The organism is Paenibacillus typhae (assembly GCF_900099765.1).
Taxonomy (GTDB): Bacteria; Bacillota; Bacilli; order Paenibacillales; family Paenibacillaceae; genus Paenibacillus_AQ; species Paenibacillus_AQ typhae.
Genome location: NZ_FNDX01000012.1, coordinates 88,660 through 115,155 on the forward strand (window position 1 = coordinate 88,660; position 26,496 = coordinate 115,155).

The window sequence follows — 26,496 nt, forward strand, 5'->3', positions numbered from 1 at the left end:
GCCGAAAGGAGAGGCAAAAATGCCTCTGATTCGGCGGAAAGCCGGCCGGACGCCGAAAGGAGAGGCAAAAATGCCCTTATTTGCGCCAAAAGCTGGCCTGTCCCGGTCAAGCCGTAATCTTTTCCTACTATATAATACAGTCCAGTCCAAGAGCTTCCTCTGCCGGCCGAATATACATGCTACTAGATTCAATCTCCATATTGAAGAGGTGGTATAAATGAAACGGCATTCGGCAGCGGGGAAGCGACGCACCCAATCCGCAAGAACGCGGTTATACTCCAAGCTAAGCTCCGGCCTAAAGAAGAAGCTGAGCGGCTCCCCTCCACAGCTCAAACAATCCAAACAACACAAACGAGGATTAAAACGTAAGGCAAAGGCCTACACCGTGGATTTTGCCGTGGTCGGCGACAGCCATGTGGGCTATGCGAACAGCTCAGCTGTATTCAAAGACTTGCTGCCGAAGGCGGCGGGCGGCGGGAATAAACGGTTTTTCATTTTCGGCGGAGATAATGCACAGGCCGGGGCAAATCACGGGAAGGATGCGGACGCGTATTACAGGGATTTTAAAAATATAGTCACTGCCACACTCGGCAGCATTCCCTACAAAGCTTCTATAGGCAACTGGGAAGCCAGTACCCGCCCGCTGTTCACCAAATACCTGGGAGCGGTAGCAGGGAGAAGGAATTTTCCCGGCACCCAGGGGCTGGTCCGGTATGTGTGGCTGGATTGCGCGCTGGGAAGCTTTTCGGCCGACAGCATTAATTTGCTCAAAAACCTGGACGACCGCTACTATTATATAATCGACTTTCACTGGCCGCTCCAGATCAGCGGGATTACAGTGGAACCCAGCCATGTGCTCAGCGCAGCGGAGACGGCGAAATTTTTTGCGGCGATCCCGGATAAGGCGAGGGATAAGGTACTGGCTATTTTTACCCATCACGGCCATAAGTTTTTCCGCAAGCTGACCAATATTTATCCGGGCTTCAGCAAAACCAAATTTTTCGTTACCGGCTGTTCCGGCGATTATAAATGTAAGCCGGGCGGCGACCGAGGGTATTACAACGGGACACTGAGCATTAACGGCTCCACGGTCACGGTGGATGCGTATAGAGTAACTGTTTGATGCAGACCGTCTATATGTACTGAGTTATATGTACTGAACTATATGTACGAGGTATATGTACCGACTCCAGGCTCCGCGATGCGGGGCTTTTTGCTTTTACCGGGAAAATAATGTGCCCTTTACTGTCCGGCAAAATGACAACCGCAGGGCCTGAAATGAACAGTCCTGCACCGCAAAGCCAGCAGCAGCAAGGGTTTCAGACTGGTACTAAGATGACTATAGACGGCAATTCCGCTGCTAAACTATATTGGTGGCAGAGCAAGCAGCTGCTGCCCGATGTAATGTAGAGAGCAACCCGTTTCTCTGTGCGGTTGTGAAATGAATACGCTTTCCTGTGTACGATGAGGTGAAATCCCAATTCAAGGAGGCTGTATCAAATGGTATCTAATCTAAAAAAACACACAGCGCTGACGTGGTTCCTGTGCACCAGCCTGCTCCTTTCCTTATTGATAAGCGGCGGCGCGGCAAGTGCCGAGGGGACGCCGGGAACGGTAGCCTTCCAGTCTATAGAAGCGAAGCCGATGGTGGCCCTGATGGGCAGGGGAACCAATCTCGGCAACACGTTCGAAGGGAACTGGAACAGCCAGAGCTATCAGGATGTGAAGAGCACGGTGGACGCTTTTATCGCTGCCGGCTACACGAACATCCGGATTCCGGTGAACTGGGGCGGACGGGGAACGAAATATGCCTCGACGGCAGATGAGCAGGGATATTTCTCAGCCAGTGCTCCGAATGTAGCTACGGTGAAACAGCTGGTGGATTATGTCCTGAACGATGTGAATACCGTGCGGCAGAGCCAGAACAAACAGCCGATCATCCTCATTATCAACACGCATCATGAAGAATGGGCGATGAACGCGCTGCAGGGTGAGCCTGCTTTTGAGAGCAATATGCAAAGGCTGGAGACGATCTGGACCGGCATTGCCGATTTGTTCAAGGATGCGCCGGAGACGCTGCTGTTCGAGCTGTTCAATGAGCCGCATCTGAGCATGAACACCGGGGCCGCGGCCAAGGCGAGTGTCATCGAGCTGAACAAACGGGCGTATGCGGCAATCCGCAGCTTCACTGTAAACGGCACGCAGCCGCACGCTCAGCGCAATCTTATTTTTGGCGGATACAACTATAACAGCGCATGGGGCCTGTATGATACGTACCGCAATCCGCTGGACCTGCCGGGTGAAGGAGCGGATCGTTATGTCATCGGCACCTACCACTCGTATTATCCGAATCTGGCAGACCATCTGAAGCGGGTGGACGATGTCAAAAGAGAGTTCGCAGACGTGCACGACATTCCGGTGTATATGGGCGAATTCGGGTACGAGCACCGGGGCGTCATCACCGATACGCTGCTTGATTCCTACCAGCAGATTGCGAGTAAAGCGGTCTTGGGGGGATTTGCCTTCTCGGTATGGGATGACAACGGCTGGTATCAGATCTATAACCGTTCAACCGGGCAATTCAACGCATTGAAGGATCAGGTGCTGTACCCGGGCAATTAATCCTTAGCAATGCTGGAAATGGGGAAGGAACATGGGAAATCCTATCGCGGCTTCGAAGCCGACAATAACAAATGTGTACCGCAGGCAGAGGCTGAGACGGATGGTCCGCAACAAATGGCTGTATATCATGCTTCTGCCCGGGCTCCTGTACTTTATTATTTTCAAATATGTGCCGATGTACGGCCTGCTGCTGGCCTTCAAGAATTACCAGCCTTTTCTGGGCTTTGTCGACAGTGAATGGGTGGGGCTGAAGCATTTCAACCGTTTTTTCGGGGACCCGCTGTTCTGGAAGCTGCTGAGCAATACGTTCATTCTGGCCGCCTACAATATCCTGTTCTTCTTTCCGCTGCCGATCATTCTGGCGCTGATGCTGAACGAGCTGCGGTCGCAGGCCTACAAAAAATGGATTCAGACGATGGTCTACATCCCTCACTTTATGTCCTGGGTCGTCATCGTTTCGATTGCCTATCTGTTCTTCACCACCGAGGGCGGTCTGGTCAATGAGGCGATTGCCTCCATGGGCGGGGAAAAAATCCAGTTTCTGCTCAGTCCAGGCTGGTTCCGGACGTTCATTACGGGCGAAGTGATGTGGAAGGAAACCGGGTGGGGTACGATTATCTTCCTCGCGGCGCTGGCGGGAGTGGATACACAGCTCTATGAGGCTGCCAAAATCGACGGGGCTGGGCGCATGCGCCAGCTGTGGCATATCACGCTTCCGGCTATCCGCTCCACCATTATTATTCTGCTGATCCTGCGGCTGGGGAATTTCCTCGATACCGGGTTTGAGCAAATCTTCCTGATGCTGAACTCGCTCAACCGCGAGGTCGGTGAAGTGTTCGATACCTATGTATACACCACCGGGATATCGCAGGGAGAGTACAGCTACAGTACGGCGGTCGGGTTGTTCAAGTCCGTGGTCGGCCTGGTGCTGGTGTTCGGCTCCAACTTTATAGCCAAACGTTTTGGCGAGGAAGGAATTCTCTAAGCAAAAAGGGAGAAAGGAGGTAGAATTGTGGTAAAAGAAACATCATGGGCCAGCCGGCTGTTCGATATTTGTAACATCATCGTTCTGGCAGTAATCGCACTGGTCACTATTATTCCGTTCATCTATGTCGTTGCAGGCTCGTTTGCCACCCAGCGGGAGCTGCTGGAAAAAGGGTTCATCCTCTTCCCGACCGAGTTCTCACTGGAGGCGTACAAATATATCTTTTCGACCAGCACTTTGATGCGGAGTCTAGGGGTTACTATTTTCATCACCGTTGTCGGTACGCTGATCAATATTACCTTGACCTGCCTGATGGCGTATCCGCTGTCCCGCAGGGATATGGATTTCCGCTCGCCGATCCAGCTTCTGGTCATCTTTACGATGCTGTTCAGCGGCGGGATGATCCCGACCTTCCTGGTCGTCAAGGAGCTGGGCATGCTCGATACGTACTGGTCGCTGCTGCTGCCGGGTGCGATCAGCGCCTTTAATCTGATCATTATCCGCAGCTTCTTTCAGCAGCTTCCGCCGGACCTGGAGGAGTCGGCCAAAATCGACGGTGCCAGCGACCCCGGCATCCTGCTGCGGATCGTCATTCCGTTGTCCCTGCCGGCGCTGGCTACATTCTCCCTGTTCTATGCCGTAGGTCACTGGAACACTTATTTCAGCTCCATCCTGTATATCAACGACTCGACCAAGTGGCCGATTCAGGTGCTGCTGCGGCAGATCGTCATGCTGTCCCAGGGCGGCAGCCTCGGGGATACCTCATCACTTGAGAGTAACTTTATCCCGCCGGATCAGGCTGTCAAAATGGCGGTCATCGTCATCTCCACCGTCCCGATCCTGATCGTATACCCGTTCCTGCAGAAGCATTTTGCCAAGGGTGCGCTGCTGGGATCGGTTAAGGGTTGAGGAGCCGGGGTGCCAGCGTGAAGCTCCGCCTCCGAAAGTCTGTTGGCGAGACGCAGGACTTTCTTAGAATAAGGGACATAAATGTCGTGAAGTCACTCACGGGCTTCCGGATTCTAATTAGGTGGAAAAAGGTCATCTAATTTAGAAAATTCACCCGTCCAAAGCGATTTAAGTAGAAAAAGGCAACCTAATTTGGCCGATATGCCTTCCGGATGCCCAAAACCCGAAATGTAAGCGGATTAATTCCAACTAATCTCATCACACAGGCTATTCCGAAGCATTTAAGTGGCGAAATTCCAACTAAATGCATTTAGGTCCGGTATAACACACCACAGTCAAGAAAGGAACATAACAATGACAACAAACCAAGGGGCTCAAGGTTTAAAAAGAAAAGCAATGACCGCCATTTCGGCGCTGCTCGTGCTGGGAACATTGTCCGCCTGCGGCGGCAATAACAATGCAGCCGAAAACGCACAGGGCGGAGACAGCGGCGCACCCGCCGACGAAGGGCCGTTCAAAATGTCCATGATGCTGACCAGCTACAACCCGGAGCCGATGGACCCGGAAGGTGAGCTGTATAAGCGGCTGGAGGAACGGACCAATACGGACCTCAGTATCACCTGGGTGCCGTCGACCACCTACTCAGATAAGCTGAGTGCAACAGTCGCATCAGGCGAGCTGCCGAGTGCAGTCCTTGTGCTGGACCAGAAGCTTCCCTACATTGTGAATTCAGCACGCTCCGGGATGTTCTGGGAGCTGGGGCCTTACCTGAAGGATTACCCGAACCTGAGCCGGATGGACGATGTAGCCCTGAATGCCATCTCCATTGACGGTAAGATATACGGAATTTACCGCGCACGGGATCTGGCCCGGGACGGACTGATGCTGCGCAAGGACTGGCTGGATAATCTGGGGCTGCAGGAGCCCAAGACGATTGACGAATTCTACGAAGTGCTGAAGGCATTCGTGAATAATGACCCTGACAAGAACGGCAAAGCCGATACGATCGGCCTCGCCGAGCAGCAGGTTGCGTCAGGCTGGCGGGCGATGCTGACCTGGATGGGCGGTCCGGCCGACTGGGAAATCAAGGACGGCAAGGCAAGCCCGGCACATCTGTCGCCCGCTTTTCTGGAGACGATGAAGTTCTACAAGAAGCTGTACGACGAAAAGCTGATCAACCTGGACTTTGCCGTGGTTAAAGACGGGAAGCAGATGATCAATGCCGGCAAGGCCGGGGCATGGGTTGCCAATCTGAACGATGCCAACGGCATTGAAGAAAGCGTCCAGAAGGTTACGCCGTCCGGTGCAATTACTATGGTTAATGCGCTCGAGGGTCCGGCAGGACTCCGCAGTCCGGGCGGGTCGGGCTCATACGGGATTTTCATGATTCCGAAGACGTCGGTGAAGACGGAAGCAGACCTCAAGGCTGTGCTGAACTTTTTTGACAAAGTATCCGACGAGGATATGCAGAACATGCTGGTCAACGGGCTGGAAGGCCGCCAGTTCACGCTGGATAACGGGAACTACGTAAAGACAACAGACCCGAAAATGCTGGCCGAATACGGGATGGGTGATTCCTCGCAGCTGGCAGTGTTAAGAGATAAGGTGGTGACTTACGGCAAACCGCTGGTGCACCTGCGTGACGAAATGTGGAAAAAGAATGCCGAAATCGCCGTGGTCAATCCGATCCAGCCTTTTATCTCTGATACGTACAGCGAACGCGGCTCAGAGCTCAGCAAAATCATTGACGATGCCCGGGTGCGCTTCATTATGGGCGATCTGGACGAGAGCGGCTGGAATGCGGCTGTAGCCAAATGGGAGCAGGACGGCGGCGCGAAGGTGATTGAGGAATATACGGCGGCGTACAATCAGGCAAACGGACAATAGCCGCAAGCTTTCTGAACGGGCCCTTTTGAAAATCCCCATATGCTAAAATAAAGGCAACAAACGATTGCGGGGGTAGTGAGTCATGCGGATATCGAGCTATTTACGGAAATTAATCATACTAACTTTACTGATCGGTGCTTTTCCGGTGCTGATCTTAGGCTGGTATTCCTATCACTACTCCTCCCAATCTGTGCTGCAGCAGGTCGAGGAACGCAATTCCCAGGTGCTCAGGCAGAGCCAGCTGCGGGTGGAGCAGACGCTGAAAATGATCGATTTTTCCACGACACAGCTGCTCGGTCTGCCGACGGTGACCAAGGCGATTGCAACAAAGCTTGATATAGATGATATGGAAATTATTCATGAGCTGTATAAACATCTCTCCTCAATCCAAACGTTCGAGCTGGGCATCAAGGATGTGTATCTGTACAGTCTGGAGCAGGATTGGCTGATTACCAATTCCGGCCTTGACGCCTACAATCAGCCGGGGCTGAAGGAGAAGCTCCATTCGTTCTCCGGCATGCCTAACGGTTCGATGTGGGTCAGCGGCAATTCAGCCAGCATCCAGGGGGCGGAGGAGATGGTCGAACTGAATCATGCGGTCATTAATTTGAAAAAATGGCCGATCAACGCAAGCAGGCCGCGGGGCCTGATTGCGGTAGTAATGTCCGCCCAGCAGCTCAGCGATCTGATTGACAGCGATCCGGGCATGGGCGATGTGTTCATCCTGGATGAGGACGGCCGGGTGATAACCCACCCGGATTCCTCGCTGCTGGGCAAGGATCTGTCAGAGGAGCCTTACATTCAATCCGTCAGAGCGCAAACAGAGGCTAACGGAGTCTTCAGCGGCATGGCCGGAGAGAGCAAGGCATCTATATCCTTCCGTAAGTCAGCCTACAACGGATGGACCTATGTGTCGGTTGTTCCGACGCAGGCGGTAACGCAGCAGGCCGCAGCTATCGGAAGAACCTCGATTCTGATCAGCCTCGGCGTGCTTGCGGCGACAGCACTTACAGCGCTGATCGGCTCGCGGCGGATGTACACTCCGGTGAGATCGATATACCGGTCCCTGCTGCCGGACAAAGAGCCGCGGCCCAAAAAAGATGAATTCATTGCCATTTCCGACCGGATTCAGGGCATTTTGTCCGATCAGAGCAAGCTTAAGTTTGAGCTGGCCGGACAGCAGCAGCAGCTGGCTGAGTTTCTGGTCCGCAAAATGCTGCTGGGCGAAGCAAGATCCCAGGGGATTCAGGAACGGCTGGCGGATTACGGGTACGCTTACACCGGGGACTGGACACTTATGCGGGTGCTGCTTGTGCAGATTGACCGGCTGGACAGCAGCCGTTTTACCGAGCAGGACCGGGATCTGCTGCTGTTCGCGGTCAGCAATATCGCGCTTGAAGTGGTTCCCGGAGGGGACCGGCTGCCGCCGATTGTGATCCGGGAGTCTGTTGTCATGCTGATTGGTACGAAGACGCAGTCGGAGGAGGCTTTTAAGGAAGCAGTGTATGCCAGAGCTGCTGAGGTGCAGGCTTCCGTAAAAAGCTATCTGCAGCTGCAGGCCAGCATCGGCATCAGCCGCTCCTGTACAGCATGGCCGGAGGTGAGCCGCGGGTATGAGGAAGGCGAGAATGCGCTGAAATACCGGGCCAGATTGGGCGGGGAGGTCATCCTGTTTATTGAGGATGTCCAGCCTGCCCGGCGGGAGGAGATCGTCTATCCCAAAACACTGGAGGATGAGCTGACCGGAGCAATCAAGTCGCTCGACCGGCAGCGTGCGGCGGAAGCCCTATCCTTAATGATGAATGCGCTCGCAAGCGAGGAATATGATCATCAGGAGTATCAGATGTCGCTGGTGCGGCTGCTGATGGCTCTCATCCGGCTGCTGCAGGATGCCGGTATTTCGCATCATCAGCTTAAGTCTGACGGCGACTCGCTGTTCGAGGAGCTGCTCGGCATGCACAGTCCCCGTGATATTGAAGCATGGTTCATTGATACGCTTGTTCTGCCGGCTGCCGGGCTGCTTGAAGAACGGCAGAGAAATCAGTTCACCAGCATTTCCGAAGAAGTGAAGCAGCTGATTGCGGAAGCCTTTGACACCGATCTGACGCTGGAAAAATGCTCTGCGAGGCTGAATTATCATCCGCAGTATATAAGCCGGGTATTCCGCCAGGAGACCGGTATCAGCTTCACCGACTACCTGGCGCATTACCGGATGACCGTAGCCAAAAGATGGCTCAAGGAAACGGACCTGACGATTACCGAAATTGCCATGAAGCTGAAATATAACAACCCGGCGAATTTTATCCGCTATTTCCGTAAGATGGAGGGGATCACACCGGGCCAATACCGGAATAATCTGACGGAATAGCTGAAGAATGCCGCCGGGGTCTACAGAGAACAGGAAAGGTGTGCATTGCAATTGAGCAGAAGCGGACCCTACGGGTTTTTCAAGGATAGCGGCAGCCAGTATGTCATCACGACACCCCGGACACCGGCAAGGTGGTTCAACTATTTATTTAACGATTCCTATTATATGGAGGTTTCCCAGACCGGACAGGGGGACAGCATTGCTTTTGCGCCCCGGCACCGTACCATTACGCGGGGCTACCGCTTTTTTTATGTGAAGGATCACGGAACAGGGCAGGCTTGGGCTCCGCTGTATCAGCCGCTGAAGAGTGAACCGGATGCTTATGAGTGCATTCATGGCCTGGCGGACAGCGAAATCCGTTCCAGTACCCATGGGATTGATACGTCAGTGCATGTGTTTGTCCCTCGTGAAGGCCAGCAGGAAATCTGGACGGTGACGCTGAGGAATACAGGGGCAGAGCCGAGGGAGCTATCACTGTTCGCGGCTTATTCCCTGGAGAACGGCGGCGTTATGGGCAGCAAATGTGATCTTGATGAAGAGACACAGATTCTGTCTGCGTATTCTTTTCCCTATCATGTGACCTATGAGCAAAAAGCGGGCTGTGACGATCATACCAACGTTGTCTACGTCTATTCTGACCGGAAGGTGGATTCCTATGACTGCAGCCAGCGGACCTTCTTTGGCGGAGACGATATTTATGAGCTCCCGGCAGCTGTGCAAAGTGGAAGCTGTTCGGGACAGAGGGCGGAGGCGGAGCATCCGGTGGGAGCAATGCAGCAGCGGATTACCCTTCAGCCGGGAGAAGCGGCGGTAAGCCGTTTTGTGGCCGGCTGCGGTCATTCGCTTGAAGAGATTGCTGCAGATAGAGCCAAGCTGATTGCCAAAGGCTTTGATGTTTTGCATAAGGAAGTTTTGGCGTATTGGGAGCAGCTATGCAGTACGTTCCAGATAGAAACTCCGGACGAGAACGTTAATTCCTTCATGAATGTCTGGCTCAAAAAACAGATCGTCATGCAGACCCGCACGAACCGCATGTCCAATTACTGCCCGGTCCGCAACCAGCTGCAGGATGCCCTGGGCTATGCGCTGATTGATCCGGCGGGAGCCGCAGCGTATATGATCTCTGTGCTGGAAGGCCAGGAAAAGAGCGGGTTTATCCAGCAGTGGATCATGACGGACGGATCACCGCCCAAAAATCTGTGTCTGCTGAAGCATACAGACGGCCCGGTCTGGCTGATTATCTGCATGATTGCGCTGGTGAATCAGAGTGGAAATGCGGAGCTCCTGCACCGGCAGGTGGCCTTCAAGGACTCGGATGACACCGCTTCCATTTATGAGCATCTGGTGCTCGCTGCTGATTATATGGCGGGTGCGACCGGGGAACACGGCATTTGCCTGATGGGTGACGGCGACTGGAATGATCCGATCAACGGTCCCGGCCGGCTGGGCCGGGGCGAATCGGTCTGGAACACGATGGCACTGGTGTATGGCATCCAGACCCTTCTGCCTTTCTGTGAACGGCTTGGTGATACGGAAAGTGCAGAGCGCCTCCGGTCGGCGGCTGTACGGCTGGCGGAAGCGGTGAACACCAGCTGCTGGGACGGGGCATGGTACATCGCCGGATTCGATGATAACGGCGAGCCGTTTGGAACAGCCCGGGACGAGGAGGGACAGCTGTTCCTGAACACCCAGACCTGGGCAGTTATGAGCGGAATTGCGGATGGGGAGCGGCTTGCGAAATGCCTTGCGGCGATCGACAGTCTGGATACCCCGTTCGGGCCGCGGCTGCTTGTGCCGCCGTTCAGCGGCTGGAATCCGAAATGGGGGCGGATCAGCCTTAAGCTGGCAGGTACAACAGAGAACGGCTCTGTCTATTGTCATGCCTCCATGTTCAAGGCATTCGCCGACTGCATCGCCGGACGGGGTACGGCAGCCTGGGAGACGATCAGGCGGACGCTGCCGACGAACAGGGACAATCCGCCGGAGCGTAACGGGCAGGTGCCGGTTTTTGTACCGAATTACTATTTCGGTCTGGCCGGCTCGCCTGGCTACGGCAAGTCCAGCCATCATGTCTCCACAGGTACGGTAGGCTGGATGCTCTGGACCACACTGGAATATGCGCTTGGCATCCGGGCGACGGCAGACGGCCTAGTCATTGACCCCTGCATTCCGGCAGAATGGTCCGGTTACCGGGTGGAGCGAAGGTTCCGTAACGCGGTATACCGGGTTGAAGTAACGAACCCTGACCGGATCAGCCGGGGAAATACGATTGTGCTTGTGGATGGCAAAGCCTGGAGCGGTATAGAGCTTCCTTATGAAGACGGCAGGGAATATGAGATCACTGTCCAGCTTGTGCCGGAAGGATGAATAGAGCAGGAATAGACAAGATTGGAGTGAATGCAGCATGCTGTTTCCAAAGGATACGCTAACGCGCGAGGTCAAGGATCTGTCGGGGATCTGGCGCTTCAAGCCGGACCCGGAGAACAAGGGCAGGGAGGAGGAGTGGTACAAGGCACCGCTTCACGACACCATTCCTATGCCGGTACCCGCCAGCTACAATGACATCACCCAGGATGCGGCCTTGCGGGACCATATTGGGGATGTGTGGTATGAGCAGACCTTTATTGCACCGCGTTCCTGGTCCGGGGACCGGATCGTGCTCTGGGTTGGAGGCGCCTGCCATCATGCAGTTGTATGGGTCAACGGAGCAGAAGCGGCGGCGCATAAAGGGGGCTTTCTTCCTTTTGAGGCCGATATTACGGAGCTGATTGTACATGGTCAAGAGAACCGCGTAACGATCGTGGTGAACAATGTGCTCAGCTGGCAGACCCTGCCGCCGGGCCGGATCAAAACGTTTGATGACGAGAAGCACCCGGAGGGCTACCGGGTACAGGAATATTTTCATGATTTCTTCAATTATGCCGGACTGCACCGGCCGGTGAAGCTGTACCGGACATCGCAGAGCTACATTAAGGATATAACAACAACAGCAGATGTACAGGCCGGAACGGGGATCGTTTATTATACCGTGGAAGCCTCACGGCCTGAAGGTGAGGTCAGGGTCCGGCTGCTGGATGAAGACGGGATAACGGTAGCCACAAGCAAAGGAAGCTCAGGCACTCTGCGCGTAGAGAACGCCCGGCTGTGGAAGCCGCTGCAGGCGTATCTGTATTCTTTTCACGCTGAGGTATGGGGAGCTGACGGAGAACGGGAAGACCATTACCAGCTGCAGATCGGGATACGGACGGTTAAAGTGGAAGGGACCCGATTTCTGATCAACGGGGAGCCCTTTTATTTCAAAGGCTTCGGGAAGCATGAGGACAGTGACATCAGGGGCAAGGGAGTGGATCAGACTGTCAATGTGAAGGATATGAACCTGCTCCGCTGGATAAATGCCAACTCCTTCCGCACCTCTCATTATCCGTATGCCGAGGAGCTGCTCGATCTGGCTGACCGGGAGGGGATTGTCGTTATCGGCGAGGTTCCGGCGGTGGGGTTCACCTTTTTCAACTATAACGACAAGGTGTACGCCCCGGACAAGGCTAACGATGAGACACTGGCCCATCATCTGGAGGTGCTGACAGCCCTTATTGCCCGTGACAAAAATCATCCGTCCGTCGTCATGTGGAGTCTGGCCAATGAAGCGGCTAATTTTCAGGAGGAGTCCGTGCCTTACTTCCGCCAATTGGCCGACACCGCACGCAGGCTGGATCCGCACCGCCCGATAACGATTGTGCAGTGGCCGCTGCCGGACAAGTGCAGGGTATCGCAGTTTTTTGACGTCATCTGTGTGAACCGTTACTATTCGTGGTATCAGGACCCGGGGGCGCTGGAGCTGGTGGAGCATCAGGTGGAGTGGGAGCTGAAGGGCTGGTTCCGCACCTTCGGCAAGCCGGTCATCATGAGTGAATACGGGGCAGACGCGATCGCCGGGTTCCACCAGGACCCGCCGGTGATGTTCACCGAGGAGTACCAGCAGGAGCTGCTTACCCGGTATCATAATGTGTTTGACCGGCTTGATTTTGTAATCGGCGAGCATGTATGGGCATTTGCCGATTTCGCTACCAAGCAGGGCATTACCCGGGTAGGCGGCAACAAGAAGGGCATATTCACCCGCCAAAGGCAGCCCAAGGCTGCCGCCCATATGCTCCGCCGCCGCTGGAGTGAGATGGGGGATTATTCCGTTAAGATTTCGAAGGAACACGATCAGAAATAAAGCCAAAGCCGCGCTGGGATGCGCGGCTTTGGCTTTTGGCTAGTTTAGCTGGCCAATTCATCGGCTCTGATTGCTTAGAATGGCCTATGTGACATATCTGGCTGTTGCTAAATTCGCAGAAAATCACATTCTATTGCATTTTGTACAGCAGAATCTGGTGCAAAACGCACTTTTGGCTGAAAATCCGGAAATCTATTGCATGTAATACAACAGAATCCGGTTTGGAGCATCCCGCGGTCATTCAAGTGTACGTTACTGCACGCTGAGATTGTCCCAATTCACCTGAAACTCCTCCAGCATGCCTTCCTTGGTCAGCTTGCCGCCCAGATAACCCTGTATGCTGCTGGACAGCTCCTGGGGCATCCCGTTAGGCAGGCGTGACCAGTTCCAGGTCAGGGCCTGATCCTTATCTGTATATTCCAGCACCTCTGCACCCAGGGAGCCCAGATCCTCTACGGTCCCTTCAATGCTGTCGAGCGCAGGGATAAACTGGAACTCCTTGGTGATGTAGGTTTTGCCGGTCTCGGAGGTGACGAGCCAATCCAGAAATAGCTTGGCTTCCTCTTTGACTGGAGAGTACTTGTTGACGACCCAGTTGCTTGGAACGCCCACATACAGCTTGTCGTTGTCTTCCGCCGTATCGTCGATAGGCATCGGCAGGATGCCAAGGTTCAGCTCCGGATCAATGCCGTCGATCTGGCCTTGGGTCCAGTTCCCCTGCTGCATCATCGCAGCTTCCCCGCTGGCGACCATGGTGACCTGGGTATTGTAGTCGGTCGAGAGCGGATTCTTGTTGCCGTACTCCACCGTCAGATCCAGCAGGTCAATCCACCGGGAGAACACCGGGTCCCCGGCAAAGGTCTTCGAGCCGTCCGTCAGCCCGGCGATAAATGCCTCAGGATCGGGCTGCTGGGCGAAAGCCACGTTCACATTGTGGTTGCCGAGGACGAACCACTCCTGATATCCGTTGGCAAAAGGGGTGATGCCCGCTGCCTGCAGCTTCTCGGCCGCCTCTCTCAGCGCGGTGAGCGTCAGCGGCTTTTCGGTAATCCCGGCCTGCTGGAACAAGTCCTTATTATAAATAAAGCCATAGCCTTCCAGATTCATCGGCATGCCGTAGAGCTTGCCATCAACAGTCATCTGTTCCGCAGCAAGCGGCTTTACATCCTTGGCCCAGGCTTCACCGCTGAGATCCTCCAGATATTCCAGCCACATGTCACGCTCATTATTGCCGCCGATGGTGAAAATGTCCGGCTCATCCCCGGACGAGAACTTGGCGCGCAGGGAGGCCCCGTAGTCGCTGCCGCCGCCGACACTCTGGATTTCAAGACGGATATCCGGGTGTTCCTTTTCAAATTCCGTTTTCAGCGAGGCCAGCGCCTCGGAGATTTCAACCTTGAACTGGTAGATATGCACCGTTTTTATTCCATCCGCATTGCCGCTGCCGCGTCCGCAGCCGGAGATAAGTCCAGCCAGCAGCAGAGAGCATGCGAGGAGAATTCCGCGTTTTTTGTTCATATCGATTCATCCTCTCAGCCTGAAAAGTACGTTACCATACGTTAGCCCTTCACAGAGCCCTGGGCAATGCCTTCAATAATATACTTCTGCATCAGCAGGAAAAAGATAACCACCGGCGTAATACCGAGCACGAGACCCGGGAGCGCCAGATCCCACTGCTTGGTGTATTGTCCGAAGAAGCTGTAAGTCGCGATCGGAATTGTCCGCAGCTCCGGGCTCTGCAGAATCAGTGAAGGCATGAGGTAATCATTCCAGATCCACAGCGTGTTCAGAATGATGACCGTCACAATGATCGGCTGCATAAGCGGCAGCACAATCCGGAAAAACGTACCGTAAGGACTGCTCCCGTCCACCCGCGAAGCTTCTTCAATGTCAATCGGCACCGACTTTACAAAGCCGTGGAACAGAAACACAGTCATCGGGGCGCCGAACCCCAGATAAGCGAGGATCAGGCCGGCGGTCGTATCCATCACACCAAGGCCGCTGACAATCTGTACCAGCGGGATCATGATAGCCTGAAAAGGAATGACCATAGCCGCCACGAGTGCGATATAAAGAATACGGTTGTACAGGCTGTTATTGCGGACCATTTTATAGGCGGACATGGAGCACAGGAAGGCCAGCAGAATATTACTGGCTACCGTGACGACCAGGGAGTTCAGAAAAGCATGCGGGAAAGCCGTTGCTTTCCAGGCCTCGGCGTAATTGCTCCACTGGAATGCTGTAGGCAGTGCAGCGGAATCCGACAGAATCGCACTGTAGCTTTTGACCGAGTTGGCCAGCAGGAAATAGAACGGAACAAGAAATACCAGTGCCAGCAGGATGAGCAGCAGCTCGGTCAGCAGCAGGGGAATCTTATATTTTTTGGCGGCAGTCTCCATTACAGCTCCACCTCTCTTTTCTTGGTTGCCCTAACCTGCAGCAGGGAGATAACCGCTACAATGACGAAGAAAACCATCGCCTTCGCCGAGCCCATTCCGAACCGGCTGATCGTGTAGGCTTCATTATAAATATTGAGCGCTACCGATTCGGTAGCCTTGAAAGGACCGCCCTTGGTCAGCGACAGGTTCAGGTCGAACAGCTTGAAGGACCAGGAGATCGACAGGAACAGGCAGACCGTAACCGCCGGCATGACCAGCGGAATGGTTACATGGCGCAGCGTCTGCATCAGCCCGGCACCGTCCACTCTGGAAGCTTCAATCAGGCTCTGCGGCACGTTGTTGATTGCGGAAATGTAGATGACCATGAGATAGCCTGCATTTTGCCAGACAAATACAATAACGATCGCCCAGAACGCCGTCCCTTCCGTACCGAGCCAAGGCAGATTAAAGAACGGCCAGCCGGTGGCTGCCCCGATCGAGGCAAACCCTCTGACAAAAATAAACTGCCAGATGAACCCGAGCAGCAGTCCGCCGATGACATGGGGCACAAAAAAGACGGTCCGCAGCAGGTTGCGGGTGAACAGCTTGCGGGTCAGCACGTAAGCGAGCGCGAAGCCAAGAAGATTGGTCAGCACAAGACCGAATAAAGTGAACTTGGCCGTAAACCAGAACGAATTCAGGAAGGAAGGGTCCTTGGTGAAAATATGTAAATAGTTCCTCAGCCCGGTCCACTCGACATGACGCGAGATCCCGTTCCAGCTGGTAAACGAATAATACAGCCCCAGGAAGAACGGAATCAGAACAATAACAAAGAAAAACAATGACGTCGGCCCGACAAAAATGAACTGCTGCATCAGGCGTGATCGCTTACTACGGTCCATCATTCCTCACTCCTTTGTGTAAAGTTAAGCATTTGATTAAATAACCGGAAGGGTGATTAACCGAATCATTTTTGCTTAATATTGACAGCCCTTTCATAGTGACGTTATGGTAGACTGGTCAGATGAAAAGGGAGGCTGAGGCAGTTGACAGGACTACTAGGTAATCATTTTGTTACTCAGATAGGTATTCTGGTGAATGATGTGGAGAAGGTAAGCGCGGCATATGCGGCATTTTTCGGGCTGGAGCAGCCGGAAATTGTGGTTACGGATACAGCTGAACTTGCGCAGACGCGGTATAACGGGAGCAAGACGGAGGCGCGGGCGAAGCTGGCCTTTTTTGACATGGGGTCCCTGCAGCTGGAGCTGATTGAGCCTGACCACCAGCCGAGCACCTGGCGCGACTATCTGAATGAGCACGGAGAAGGCCCGCATCATATTGCATTTGTGATTGAGGGTATGCAGGAGAAGATCATGTTACTTGAAGGCAAGGGGTTTGCGCTGCAGCAGAAGGGTGAGTATACCGGCGGACGTTATGCGTATATGGATACTTTTAAGGAATTGAAGGTACTTGTGGAGCTGCTGGAGAACGATAAATAATAATGGTTAACCCATAGAGGAGGACTTACGGATGGAAAATATTCTGATAACCGGTGCCGGCCGCGGACTGGGCCTTGACCTGACTGCCGAGGCGCTGGAACGGGGGTACTCGGTTATTGCCGGTGTGCGCAACCCGGACGGGCAAGCGGAGGAATTGTCTAAGCTTGCCGCAGATTACGGGGAAAAGCTAACCGTCACCAGGCTGGATGTGACGGATGAAGCGGGAATCGCAGCGCTGGCTGCTGAGCTTAAAGAGCAGGGCCGCACGCTTGGTGCCATCATCAACAACGCGGCTGTGCTTACTGCACGCAACACACAGGTTGAAGCGCTAGACCTGCAGGACATGGTCACTACAATGGACATTAATTTGTACGGGCCTATCCGTGTGGTCAAGCATTTCCTTCCGCTGCTTACGGAAGCAGATCCGTCCATTATTAATATCTCGTCGGAAGCGGGCAGCATCACCAATGCATATCCCGGAGACTATCCGTACAGCATCTCCAAGACGGCGCTCACTATGTTCTCCCAGCAGCTGCATGTGTATCTGCAGGAACGCGGAGTCCATGTGCTCAGCGTCCACCCGGGCTGGATGCATACCGATATGGGCGGAGAGCAGGCACCGACCGATCCGCGCCAAAGTGCCAGGGGCGTGCTTGATCTGATTGAGCAGCGTACGGCTCCTGAGGGCCATTTCAGGTTTGTGGATTATACGGGTAAGGATATGAAGATATAGACAACGGATTAAACATTCCTGATATACAAAAGCGGTAAGGCATCGTCCGGAAGGAGCGCCTTACCGCTTTTTGCATTAGTCTCATCATCCCGCAGCGCCCACCCGCAGCAAATCCTCCAGCCCGCCCTCGTCAATGGGCTTCTGCAAAGAATCCTTGCCGGCCAGAAGCTCCCCGCTGAGCAGATGCAGCTTGGCATCGGTCATAAAGCGATCAGCTGAACCGCCTACTGGTTGCAGCCGGCCTCCAGAATATCTTCATTTCTATACGCAAGCTTTTTCAGCACTGGCTTGAGGGAATTGCGTACTTGGGCAGTATCATCAACCAGCAGAAAAAGATGTGGATTGCGGGATCATAAGCACAAAAGCGGAAATGAGCAGCAGCAGACAGCCCCAGTAAGCGTGACGGTAACCGAGCAGCAGGGCCGCTGCCCCGCCTGCCAGACTGCCGAACAGTCTGCCCAGTGTAGACGCATTAGTATATAGGGTTAAAGCATAACCGGGCAGATCTGGCAGAAGATCCTGTATATAGCTGATGCGGCCGCCGAAATCACCGCTACGAAAAAGGCCAGCAGTGTCTGTCCGGCAATAATCTGCCATAGCCCGTCCGAGCACAAAACCAGCACATAACCAGACGGAATGAAATCTCTAATTTTGCACTGATTTTTCCGTCAATTGTTCAGGTGTTTATGAAAGCGGTTATCTTTTATGATTAAATAGGATGTAACCGTTATCATAAAGAGCTGAGGAGTGACTATGGATGGAAACCGCGACATATCCTTTCCAGCAGACCGGACTGCCGCTTAATGAACGTGTGCAGGATCTGCTGTCCCGATTGACTTTGGATGAAAAAGTAAGCTTGATTCCGCAATATCAGGCGGAGATTGAGCGTTTGGGCATAGGTGCCTATAAGCACGGTACGGAAGGAGCGCACGGCATTTCCTGGCTGGGCAAAGCCACCTCTTTTCCGCAGCCTGTCGGACTGGCCTGCACCTGGAATCCCGAGCTGCTGAAGCAAGTCGGCTCGGCGATCGGCGATGAAGCAAGAGCTTTTTATAAAAAGAATCCGACTGTAAACGGACTGACCCTCTGGGCGCCGACGGTGGATATGGAGCGCGACCCGCGCTGGGGGCGTACAGAGGAAGCCTATGGGGAAGACCCTGAACTGACCGGTCAGCTAAGTACTGCCCTGGTCAAAGGAATTCAGGGCGATCATCCGGTGTACTTGAAAGCGGTAGCAACGCTGAAGCATTTTCTCGGCAACAATAATGAGATTAACCGCGGAGTAGATTCGTCCAGCATTGACCCGCGCAATCTGCGTGAATATTATCTGGAAGCCTTCAAGCCTGCCTTCAAGGAAGGCGGGGCGCAGTCAATGATGACCGCCTACAATTCGCTTAATGGTGTGCCTGTTATTTTACACCCTGCGGTCATGGATGTGGTCAAGGGCGAGTGGGAAATGGACGGGTTCATTGTAAGTGACGCCGGAGATTTGTTCGGTATTGTAAAAGATCATAAATACTATGAATCGTTTGCCCGGTCGATGGCGGAATCGATCAAAAACGGGATCGACAGCGTAACCGAAGAAACAGCGGAAACGATCAAGGTCATTCATGAGGCACTGGCTGAGGGCCTGCTCACCGAAGAGGATCTGGACCGTGCGCTGTTCAACACCTTCCGCGTCCGCTTCCGGCTTGGCGAGTTTGATCCGGAGGAAGGGAATCCGTATACAGCGATAGACGATTCCGTCATTCTGAGCAAGGCGCACAGTGAGCTGTCACTGGAAGCGGCGAAGCAGTCGATTGTGCTGCTGAAGAATGAGAATGGCGCACTTCCGCTGAACCGGCAGGAGCTTTCCAAAGTAGCCGTAATCGGACCGCTTGCGGACGAAGCCTTCAGAGACTGGTATTCCGGCACTTTGGCTTATGGAGTGACTCCACTGCAGGGTGTGACCAAAAAGCTGGCCGGCAAGCAGGTGACCTTTGAAAGCGGCGATGACCGGATTATTCTGACCTCGGCTGACGGCGGGCAGGCTGTCGGCATGACCGGCGAAGACGGCAGGCTGGCTGTGCTGTATGATGCTCCGGAGCGCGGGGAATTGTTCCGCCATACAGCCTGGGGCTGGACCGCCAATACGCTTGAAGCGACAAGCCGCGGGCAGTATGTCACACTGAACGACGCCGGAACCCTTACGGCTTCCGCAGACGAAATCTACGGCTGGTATGTGAAGGAATCGCTGAACCTTGTACCTGAGGAAGACGGGACGGTCAGCCTGCACACATGGAACGGCAAGCCGATAACCGTTGCTTCAGACGGTACGCTTCAATCCGCGGAGCAAGAGGCTGCTGAGGCCAAAGCGCACGCCTTCCGCAAAAACATTGTGGTAAACGGCGTGGATGCTGCGGTTGCAGCGGCTAAAGATGCAGAGGTTGCGGTTGTATTCGTCGGCAACCATCCGCTGCTCAACGGCAAGGAAGAAATAGACAGACCGGATATCGTACTGCCGGAAGAACAGGAGAATCTGGTAAAGGCAGTCTACGCAGCTAATCCGAACACGGTCGTAGTTATCGTCGGCAGCTACCCGATTACATCCACCTGGATCGACGAGCATATCCCGGCCGTGCTGTATACCTCGCACAGCGGACAAGAGCTTGGCAATGCGGTGGCCGAGGTGCTGTTCGGGGGCTACAGCCCGTCCGGCAAGCTGAATATGACCTGGTTCCGGTCTGTTGACCAGCTTCCGCCGCTGATGGATTACGATATTATCAAGGGCAAAAGAACATATATGTACTTTGACGGCGAGCCGCTGTATCCGTTCGGCCATGGCCTGAGCTATGCGCAGGTAGCTTACAACGAACTGGTGCTTAAATCCGGTGAGCTTGAGCTTGACGGTACGATCAGCCTTGAGGTAGAGCTGGAGAACGCCGGTGCAGTGGACGGAGACGAGGTTGTCCAGTTGTATGTGCAGTCGCTGTCAACCCGGATCAAACGTCCGCTCAAGCAATTGAAGGGATTCAAGAAGGTTAGACTGGCGGCAGGAGACAAGCAGACGGTTGCCTTTTCCCTTCCTGTCTCTGAGCTGTCCTTCTGGGATGTAACCCGGGAACAGTACTGCGTGGAGGACGGAGAGTACAATATCCTGATTGGACGTTCCTCCGGCGACATCAAGCTGTCCGCGAAGATCAGAGTACACGGTGAGGTGGTGCCGGCCCGTAATCTGTATCTTCCGGTAAAAGCGGAGAATTATGACGATTACGAAGCTGTTTACCTTGATGAGTGTAAAGCAGGCGGGTCATCGGTTCATCCGGTACAAGACGGCGCCTGGATCGGCTTCCATAACGTGCAGCTTGCGGAAGGAGCGGCGGGAGTTGAAGCATTGGTATCCTCTAGCTGCGGCGGCAGCATAGAGGTGAGAACCGGCAGTCCGGCAGGCAAGCTGGCCGCAACGCTGGAGGTACCGGCGGGCGGACAGCAGGAATGGAATACTCTGACTGCCGATGCAGAAATAGATGCCGGCACAGCTGATGTGTTCCTTGTCTTTACGGGTGAAGTTCTGTTCAGCCGCTTCCGGTTTACAGTATAAATGCGCGGCAGTGAAGGTTCAGGAGAAGATGAATAAGTAAGGCGAAGCCCCGCAAATTCTGCTAGTCAGAATGGCGGGGCTTTTTGTATGGTTTGGGATAAAACTCATAGCAGGAAAGGAACATATGTTCTAATATTGGCTGGTGGTTACTAATTTTATGGAGCTGATAGATATGTTGGAACTTATAAATTTTTTACTGGCGGCCAAGAAAGCAACTTATGCCGGGAAGGGGCCTGAACGCTCACCGTCCCGCCCGGCTTCCCATGACCTGGCATTTGAATGCGGGAATCTGAAATATATAGATACCTATCTGGGGGCTGAAAGCTTTGCGGGCGAAGAAGCCCTTTGGAAGGATGACAAGCCCTTATGGGCAATGAATTATGCCGGACGTGTTATAGGAGACGGGTTCAGCGGGGATTTTCTGAAAGAAGCACTGCTACAGGTAACGACAGAGCTGCCGTTCAGAGGACCGGAGCTCTATACCAGTGGGCATTTTACTTATGTCTGCAGAGTGGATGGGGATTTCAGCTGGTTCAGCGGTGCTGAAGAAATCCGCGCGGGAGAGACGAAAATTTACGAGTGTCTGTTCCACGGGGGCTTAATTAAATAAAAACATGGGAAAAATAAACCCGCCAGGCTGTGTAATCACGCAGCCTGACGGGTTATTAATGCTGTCTGTCTCAGTCCCCGCCGCCCCCGCCGCCACCGGAATCGCCGCCCCCGCCGCCTGAATCACCGCCGCTGTGGCCTCCGCTGTCCCATCCCCCGTGACTGCTGTGGCCGCTGTCATGGCTGCTCCAGCCGCTGCCGCCATGGTGATGGTCATGATGATTAGGATTGTGATGGCTATGATGCCCGTGATGCTTCTGGGTGCTGTCAGGATCATCATTACGGTGAAGATCACTTGTGAACATGTTAGGGTCCGCTCCGGTAAAGAAATAATGGTCTGATGAGCTGCTGCTTCCCCCGCGGCCGTTGCCTCTGTTTCTATTATTACGTGCCGCAGCCTGAGCAATGATAATCAAAAAAACGCCGGCAAAAATAATTCCTATAACCAACCTGATTCCGCTCCTTTTTTAGGAAGTGAATAAAGAGGACTTCTAAAGCGATCATACCATAATTTTCAAAATATGTGTGTGACCCGGTTCGGGCTAAAAAAAATTCTCCAGATCTTGCCGAAACTGCCGGGGAGTCAGTCCGGTGAATTTTTTAAATACCTTGGTGAAGTAGCTCTGGTCGTTAAAGTGCAGCCGGGTAGCAATATCCGACAAGGTAATGCCCGGCAGCGTCATCAGGCGTTTGGCTTCCTCAATCCGTTCGCGCTGAATATAGTCGCTTACGGCCAGTCCGGTTTCTTTCTTGAACAGGTGGGACAGATAGCTAGGGTTTAGTCCGGCAATTTCCGCGAGCCTGCCCAGTGTAATTTCCTCGTACAAATGGTTAAAAATATAATTCTGGCACAGGGCAGACATGCGGGAATGCTTCGATCTGCGGTTATCACGGACCCGGTCGGCGAAATCGCACAGTGCGGCAGTCTGGGCGCGGTCCACAGCCGGAATATCATTTAGCTCCTCGATGTGCTGGATGTGAAAATCACTGAGGGTATAGGCAATCTCCCAGAACAAACCGCCCTCGATCGCTGCCCGGGTCGCCAGGGTGATGGAGGAGACAGCCAGGTTTTTTTTGCTGCGCAGCCGGCTTTTTTTGGACAGCAGGCCGAATCTTTCTTCGGAAAAAGCCGCCTGGCTCGCCAGCAGCCCCTCCTTATCCCCGGCTGCAATAAAACGGAACATTTCGCGCTCCAGCATCGGGTCATGATGCAGCCACTCATTCTCCCGCCGGTAAGAAAGGTCAAGATCCGGCCCGTCACCGGCATATTCTGCTGACTGCTGAACCGGGGCAGCCAGCAGCAGGTCGGTAACCGACAGTTCTTCGCCGGTTACCAGCGTGTGCAGCAGGAGAGCCGCGTGGTACCACCGCGTCCGGCTTAGCACCGGCAGGCTGCGGTAATATTGTAGCCAGCGCTCCTGCTGGCTTGGAGCAAGGTTATAATCACGCATCAGGTCCGCCGCGTTATCCCCGGTAATGGGTGCCGATAGAACAGGCCCGATAATAACTGTTCCGGAGGAGTTGGGCTGCCCGTCAGGGAGCCTGAGCAGAATGAACTGCTCCAGGAAACCTGTCGTATACAGTTGCGGGAGAGATGAAACGCCGCAGCCCTGCACCCCGGTCTGCTGGGCTGCGTGGTCCGTAACCTCAGCAAGCAGACTCCCGCTTCCCTGAAGCGGTGTCCGGCACTCAAAGGACGCGGGCAGGGCCAGATGTACACTGCCGCCGGTATCCAGCCAGAATACCGGAATACGGTAAGCCTCATAGATCAGCTTACAGATATAGGAAATTCGTCCCGTACCCTCTATACGTCCAAGCATAAGTTCTCCTCCTTTATCCCAAAGAAAATACCACAAAACAAATGAAAATACCATAAAAGCACAGTGGATTTCGTTAAAATAATGATCAAGAAAACGCATACTTGGGAGGCTGACATAGTGACAAAAGCGAAGACTACGACCCATATCCGCGATCTGATCGCACAAATGACGCTGGAAGAAAAGGCCGGGCTCTGCTCAGGGCTGGATTTCTGGAATACAAAAGGGATTGAACGGCTTGGGATTCCTTCCGTGATGGTAACGGACGGGCCGCACGGCTTGCGGAAGCAGCAGGGAAGCGCGGATCATCTGGGTCTGCACAACAGTGTGCCGGCAACCTGTTTTCCTTCGGCGGCAGGCCTTGCCTCTACCTGGGACCGTGATTTAATTACACAGGTTGGTGAAGCGCTCGGAGCAGAGTGCCAGGCGGAGAATGTAGCTGTGCTGCTCGGTCCGGGGAACAATATCAAGCGTTCGCCGCTGAACGGTCGGAATTTTGAATATTTTTCAGAAGACCCGTTTTTGGCCTCAGAGCTGGCTGCAAGTCATGTCCGTGGTGTACAGAGCCAGGGCGTCGGAACGTCGCTCAAGCATTTTGCCGCCAACAATCAGGAGCACCGCAGAATGTCAATCGATGCCGTCATTGATGAGCGGACCCTGCGTGAGATCTATTTGGCCAGCTTTGAAGGAACTGTCAAGCAGAGTCAGCCCTGGAGCGTAATGTGCTCCTACAATCAGGTGAACGGTGAGTTTGCTTCCGAGAGCGAAAAACTGTTGACGAAGGTGCTTCGCGACGAATGGGGGTTTGAAGGCTTTGTAGTATCCGACTGGGGCGCGGTGAATGAGCGGGTGAAGGCGCTGCAGGCCGGGTTGGAGCTGGAAATGCCTGCAAGCAACGGGATCGGAGATGCCAAAATTGTAGCCGCTGTAAATAGCGGCGAGCTGCCGGTGGAGACGCTGGATAAGGCTGTAGAACGGCTGCTGTCCTTTGTTTTCAAAAGTGTGGAGAGCCGCAAGGAGAACGCCTCGTTCGATAAGGAGCGTCACCATGCACTCGCACGTCAGGTTGCGCGGGAGAGTATGGTGCTGCTGAGAAATGAAGGGGGCATTCTGCCGCTGGCGAAGAGCGGAACGATCGCCATTATCGGCGAATTTGCCAAAAAACCGCGCTATCAGGGCGGCGGCAGCTCGCATGTGAATCCGACAAAGCTGGATGATGCATTTGCCGAGATGCAGGCGGTTGCCGGAGCTTCTGCCAGCTTCCTGTATGCACAGGGGTATGAGCTTGAAAGCGATGAGGTCAATGAGCATCTGCTGAAAGAGGCGCAGGACATAGCGGGGCAGGCGGATGCTGCTGTGCTTTTCCTCGGACTGCCTGACAGATACGAGTCGGAAGGCTATGACCGCAGCCATCTTTCGCTTCCAGCCAGCCATAAGGCGCTGATTGATGCGGTAGCCGAGGTTCAGGGGAAAGTTATCGTTGTGCTGAGCAACGGGTCCCCTGTGGAAATGCCTTGGCTATCCAAAACCAAAGCGGTGCTGGAGGGATATCTGGGCGGACAGGCCTTTGGCGGCGCAGTCGCCGATCTTCTCTTTGGTGTCGTAAGCCCAAGCGGCAAGCTGGCCGAGACGTTCCCGCAGAAGCTGAGCGACAACCCGTCGTTCCTGAACTTCCCGGGGGAAGGGGACAGAGTAGAGTACAAGGAGGGGCTGTTTGTCGGCTACCGTTATTATGATAAAAAAGAGATCGAGCCGCTGTTCCCGTTCGGCTTCGGACTGAGCTATACCAGCTTTGAGTATAGCAATCTGCTGTTGAATAAACGAAGTGTTCAGGATACTGAGACAGTAGAGGTTACAGTAACCGTGAAAAACACCGGAACTGTAGCCGGGAAAGAAACCGTACAGCTCTATGTCAGCGATGTGGAGAGCAGTGTGATCCGTCCGCTGCAGGAGCTGAAAGGCTTCACCAAAATAGCGCTCCAGCCGGGTGAAGCGCAGGAAGTTACATTTACATTGGATAAGCGTTCGTTCGCCTATTATGATGTGAAGCTGGGAGACTGGCGTGTAGAGAGCGGGGAGTTTACGGTTGCCGTGGCTGCTTCTTCACGTGACGTCCGTCTCACCGCCCCGCTGGAAGTTATCTCGACTACAAAGACGGCAGCCAACTACCACCGTAACACTACAGTGGGGGATTTGCTGGCCAATCCGCTGACCGCTGACAAGGCGAAGCACTACAGCAGCATCTTCGGTCTGGAGAGTGCGATGGAGGACAATCCGGAGATGTTCCTCGCGATGATGAAATATATGCCGCTGCGCGCACTGGTCAACTTCGGACAAGGCAAGTATACCGAGGAGAATCTCGCCGATGATCTGCGTGAGCTAAACGCGCTGGCCGGACAGGAATAAACCGCTTGGGTTTATCTAAAAAGCCGGCAGTAGTTTTATTGACCTCGCCCCATTTGGGCGGGTCTTTTTTTGGCGTAGAGATGTTTAGATAAGTAGGATAGATACCGTCTTTTTGGGAGGAATAGAGTGAATAAAGGGATTTTTCCCTTTAATTGGGAGGGAAGTGGCCCGAAGCATAATTACGATAATACACTTAATAACTGTATAAATATGTAAAATAATCACTTTACAATCCGAAGAAAATGCTATGCACTTCCATTGTTCTGAACTTCATTAACCTGAATTACGGGCCGCTCTGCTATAGCTCCTAATGATTGCTAACGAACAGGGGTTGCTTTCCCGCCTCCATTTTGCTAACATACGATGTAACTTAATCGAATTGGTTTTCTAGGGTTCCGCGGCCGGTAACGGCCGGACTGGTCCGAGAGAAAAAGTCACGGATTCCAGTCCGTGTCTACACGGAGGGATAAAAGCCCGGGAGGTATCG

At 53.9% G+C, this 26,496-nt stretch carries 20 protein-coding genes and 1 riboswitch; of the genes, 14 read left to right on the forward strand and 6 right to left on the reverse strand.

Going from position 1 to position 26,496, the window contains the following annotated elements:
* The first annotated feature begins 217 nt into the window (after positions 1–217).
* The 9 genes from BLR64_RS13020 (at position 218) to uidA (ending at position 12,987) form a co-directional block, all read left to right on the forward strand.
* A complete protein-coding gene (locus tag BLR64_RS13020; protein ID WP_139171969.1) occupies positions 218–1,123 on the forward strand; it encodes a metallophosphoesterase in 906 nt (301 codons plus the stop codon).
* 155 nt (positions 1,124–1,278) lie between these two features.
* On the forward strand, positions 1,279–1,410 hold the full coding sequence (locus tag BLR64_RS31005; RefSeq protein WP_279615462.1) for a hypothetical protein: 132 nt from the start codon (positions 1,279–1,281) through the stop codon (positions 1,408–1,410).
* A gap of 90 nt (positions 1,411–1,500) precedes the next feature.
* Positions 1,501–2,622, forward strand: a complete 1,122-nt coding sequence (locus tag BLR64_RS13025) for a glycoside hydrolase family 5 protein (protein ID WP_090714706.1) — start codon at positions 1,501–1,503, stop codon at positions 2,620–2,622.
* A gap of 31 nt (positions 2,623–2,653) precedes the next feature.
* Complete coding sequence (locus BLR64_RS13030) at positions 2,654–3,607, forward strand: ABC transporter permease (RefSeq protein WP_244157692.1); 954 nt, start codon at positions 2,654–2,656, stop codon at positions 3,605–3,607.
* Positions 3,608–3,634: 27 nt separating this feature from the next.
* On the forward strand, positions 3,635–4,516 hold the full coding sequence (locus tag BLR64_RS13035) for a carbohydrate ABC transporter permease (RefSeq protein ID WP_090714709.1): 882 nt from the start codon (positions 3,635–3,637) through the stop codon (positions 4,514–4,516).
* Positions 4,517–4,870: 354 nt separating this feature from the next.
* Positions 4,871–6,403: an extracellular solute-binding protein gene (locus tag BLR64_RS13040; protein WP_244157693.1), complete on the forward strand. Its 1,533-nt coding sequence runs from the start codon at positions 4,871–4,873 to the stop codon at positions 6,401–6,403.
* A gap of 82 nt (positions 6,404–6,485) precedes the next feature.
* Complete coding sequence (locus BLR64_RS13045) at positions 6,486–8,771, forward strand: AraC family transcriptional regulator (RefSeq protein ID WP_090714712.1); 2,286 nt, start codon at positions 6,486–6,488, stop codon at positions 8,769–8,771.
* Between the two features lie 51 nt (positions 8,772–8,822).
* Complete coding sequence (locus BLR64_RS13050) at positions 8,823–11,138, forward strand: 3-O-beta-D-glucopyranosyl-beta-D-glucuronide phosphorylase (RefSeq protein WP_090714714.1); 2,316 nt, start codon at positions 8,823–8,825, stop codon at positions 11,136–11,138.
* A gap of 37 nt (positions 11,139–11,175) precedes the next feature.
* Complete coding sequence (uidA, locus tag BLR64_RS13055) at positions 11,176–12,987, forward strand: beta-glucuronidase (RefSeq protein WP_090714715.1); 1,812 nt, start codon at positions 11,176–11,178, stop codon at positions 12,985–12,987.
* A gap of 252 nt (positions 12,988–13,239) precedes the next feature.
* On the opposite strand, the gene BLR64_RS13060 is transcribed toward uidA, so the two are convergent.
* Genes BLR64_RS13060 through BLR64_RS13070 form a run of 3 tightly spaced genes read right to left on the reverse strand, consistent with a single transcriptional unit; the run spans position 13,240 to position 16,267 of the window.
* On the reverse strand, positions 13,240–14,505 hold the full coding sequence (locus tag BLR64_RS13060) for an ABC transporter substrate-binding protein (RefSeq protein WP_090714717.1): 1,266 nt from the start codon (positions 14,503–14,505) through the stop codon (positions 13,240–13,242).
* A 41-nt stretch (positions 14,506–14,546) separates the two neighbouring features.
* Positions 14,547–15,386, reverse strand: coding sequence for a carbohydrate ABC transporter permease (locus BLR64_RS13065; protein WP_090714718.1), 840 nt, complete (start codon positions 15,384–15,386; stop codon positions 14,547–14,549).
* A complete protein-coding gene (locus BLR64_RS13070; RefSeq protein ID WP_090714720.1) occupies positions 15,386–16,267 on the reverse strand; it encodes a carbohydrate ABC transporter permease in 882 nt (293 codons plus the stop codon). The genes BLR64_RS13065 and BLR64_RS13070 overlap by 1 nt, the downstream gene beginning before the upstream one ends.
* Before the next feature lie 144 nt (positions 16,268–16,411).
* Here BLR64_RS13070 and BLR64_RS13075 point away from each other — a divergent pair, with 144 nt between their 5' ends.
* The gene (locus BLR64_RS13075; protein WP_090714722.1) at positions 16,412–16,864 is read left to right on the forward strand and encodes a VOC family protein; all 453 of its coding nucleotides are present in this window, start codon (positions 16,412–16,414) and stop codon (positions 16,862–16,864) included.
* 31 nt (positions 16,865–16,895) lie between these two features.
* The gene (locus BLR64_RS13080) at positions 16,896–17,597 is read left to right on the forward strand and encodes an SDR family oxidoreductase (protein WP_090714724.1); all 702 of its coding nucleotides are present in this window, start codon (positions 16,896–16,898) and stop codon (positions 17,595–17,597) included.
* Between the two features lie 318 nt (positions 17,598–17,915).
* On the opposite strand, the gene BLR64_RS13085 is transcribed toward BLR64_RS13080, so the two are convergent.
* Positions 17,916–18,209, reverse strand: a complete 294-nt coding sequence (locus BLR64_RS13085) for a hypothetical protein (RefSeq protein WP_139171971.1) — start codon at positions 18,207–18,209, stop codon at positions 17,916–17,918.
* 145 nt (positions 18,210–18,354) lie between these two features.
* Here BLR64_RS13085 and BLR64_RS13090 point away from each other — a divergent pair, with 145 nt between their 5' ends.
* A complete protein-coding gene (locus BLR64_RS13090; protein ID WP_090714728.1) occupies positions 18,355–21,177 on the forward strand; it encodes a glycoside hydrolase family 3 protein in 2,823 nt (940 codons plus the stop codon).
* Positions 21,178–21,349: 172 nt separating this feature from the next.
* On the forward strand, positions 21,350–21,787 hold the full coding sequence (locus BLR64_RS13095; RefSeq protein ID WP_244157694.1) for a DUF5680 domain-containing protein: 438 nt from the start codon (positions 21,350–21,352) through the stop codon (positions 21,785–21,787).
* A gap of 70 nt (positions 21,788–21,857) precedes the next feature.
* On the opposite strand, the gene BLR64_RS30555 is transcribed toward BLR64_RS13095, so the two are convergent.
* Entirely contained in the window at positions 21,858–22,235 is a 378-nt protein-coding gene (locus BLR64_RS30555) for a hypothetical protein (protein WP_090714730.1), read from the reverse strand.
* A gap of 93 nt (positions 22,236–22,328) precedes the next feature.
* Positions 22,329–23,606: a helix-turn-helix domain-containing protein gene (locus tag BLR64_RS13105; protein WP_167360667.1), complete on the reverse strand. Its 1,278-nt coding sequence runs from the start codon at positions 23,604–23,606 to the stop codon at positions 22,329–22,331.
* 165 nt (positions 23,607–23,771) lie between these two features.
* Between BLR64_RS13105 and BLR64_RS13110 the strand changes: the two genes are divergently transcribed.
* The gene (locus tag BLR64_RS13110; protein WP_244157695.1) at positions 23,772–26,009 is read left to right on the forward strand and encodes a glycoside hydrolase family 3 C-terminal domain-containing protein; all 2,238 of its coding nucleotides are present in this window, start codon (positions 23,772–23,774) and stop codon (positions 26,007–26,009) included.
* A 376-nt stretch (positions 26,010–26,385) separates the two neighbouring features.
* A riboswitch (guanidine-I (ykkC/yxkD leader) is annotated at positions 26,386–26,492 on the forward strand.
* Positions 26,493–26,496: the final 4 nt, after the last annotated feature.

Bases quoted from the DNA above. Each gene is read 5' to 3' on its own strand.
- BLR64_RS13040 (WP_244157693.1), top strand. From the start codon at position 4,871: ATGACAACAAACCAAGGGGCTCAAGGTTTAAAAAGAAAAGCAATGACC.
- uidA (WP_090714715.1), top strand. From the start codon at position 11,176: ATGCTGTTTCCAAAGGATACGCTAACGCGCGAGGTCAAGGATCTGTCG.
- BLR64_RS13070 (WP_090714720.1), bottom strand. From the start codon at position 16,267: ATGGACCGTAGTAAGCGATCACGCCTGATGCAGCAGTTCATTTTTGTC.
- BLR64_RS13105 (WP_167360667.1), bottom strand. From the start codon at position 23,606: ATGCTTGGACGTATAGAGGGTACGGGACGAATTTCCTATATCTGTAAG.
- BLR64_RS13025 (WP_090714706.1), top strand. From the start codon at position 1,501: ATGGTATCTAATCTAAAAAAACACACAGCGCTGACGTGGTTCCTGTGC.
- BLR64_RS13090 (WP_090714728.1), top strand. From the start codon at position 18,355: ATGGAAACCGCGACATATCCTTTCCAGCAGACCGGACTGCCGCTTAAT.
- BLR64_RS13060 (WP_090714717.1), bottom strand. From the start codon at position 14,505: ATGAACAAAAAACGCGGAATTCTCCTCGCATGCTCTCTGCTGCTGGCT.
- BLR64_RS13065 (WP_090714718.1), bottom strand. From the start codon at position 15,386: ATGGAGACTGCCGCCAAAAAATATAAGATTCCCCTGCTGCTGACCGAG.
- BLR64_RS13030 (WP_244157692.1), top strand. From the start codon at position 2,654: ATGGGAAATCCTATCGCGGCTTCGAAGCCGACAATAACAAATGTGTAC.
- BLR64_RS13080 (WP_090714724.1), top strand. From the start codon at position 16,896: ATGGAAAATATTCTGATAACCGGTGCCGGCCGCGGACTGGGCCTTGAC.
- BLR64_RS13110 (WP_244157695.1), top strand. From the start codon at position 23,772: ATGACGCTGGAAGAAAAGGCCGGGCTCTGCTCAGGGCTGGATTTCTGG.
- BLR64_RS13045 (WP_090714712.1), top strand. From the start codon at position 6,486: ATGCGGATATCGAGCTATTTACGGAAATTAATCATACTAACTTTACTG.
- BLR64_RS13095 (WP_244157694.1), top strand. From the start codon at position 21,350: ATGTTGGAACTTATAAATTTTTTACTGGCGGCCAAGAAAGCAACTTAT.
- BLR64_RS13020 (WP_139171969.1), top strand. From the start codon at position 218: ATGAAACGGCATTCGGCAGCGGGGAAGCGACGCACCCAATCCGCAAGA.
- BLR64_RS31005 (WP_279615462.1), top strand. From the start codon at position 1,279: ATGAACAGTCCTGCACCGCAAAGCCAGCAGCAGCAAGGGTTTCAGACT.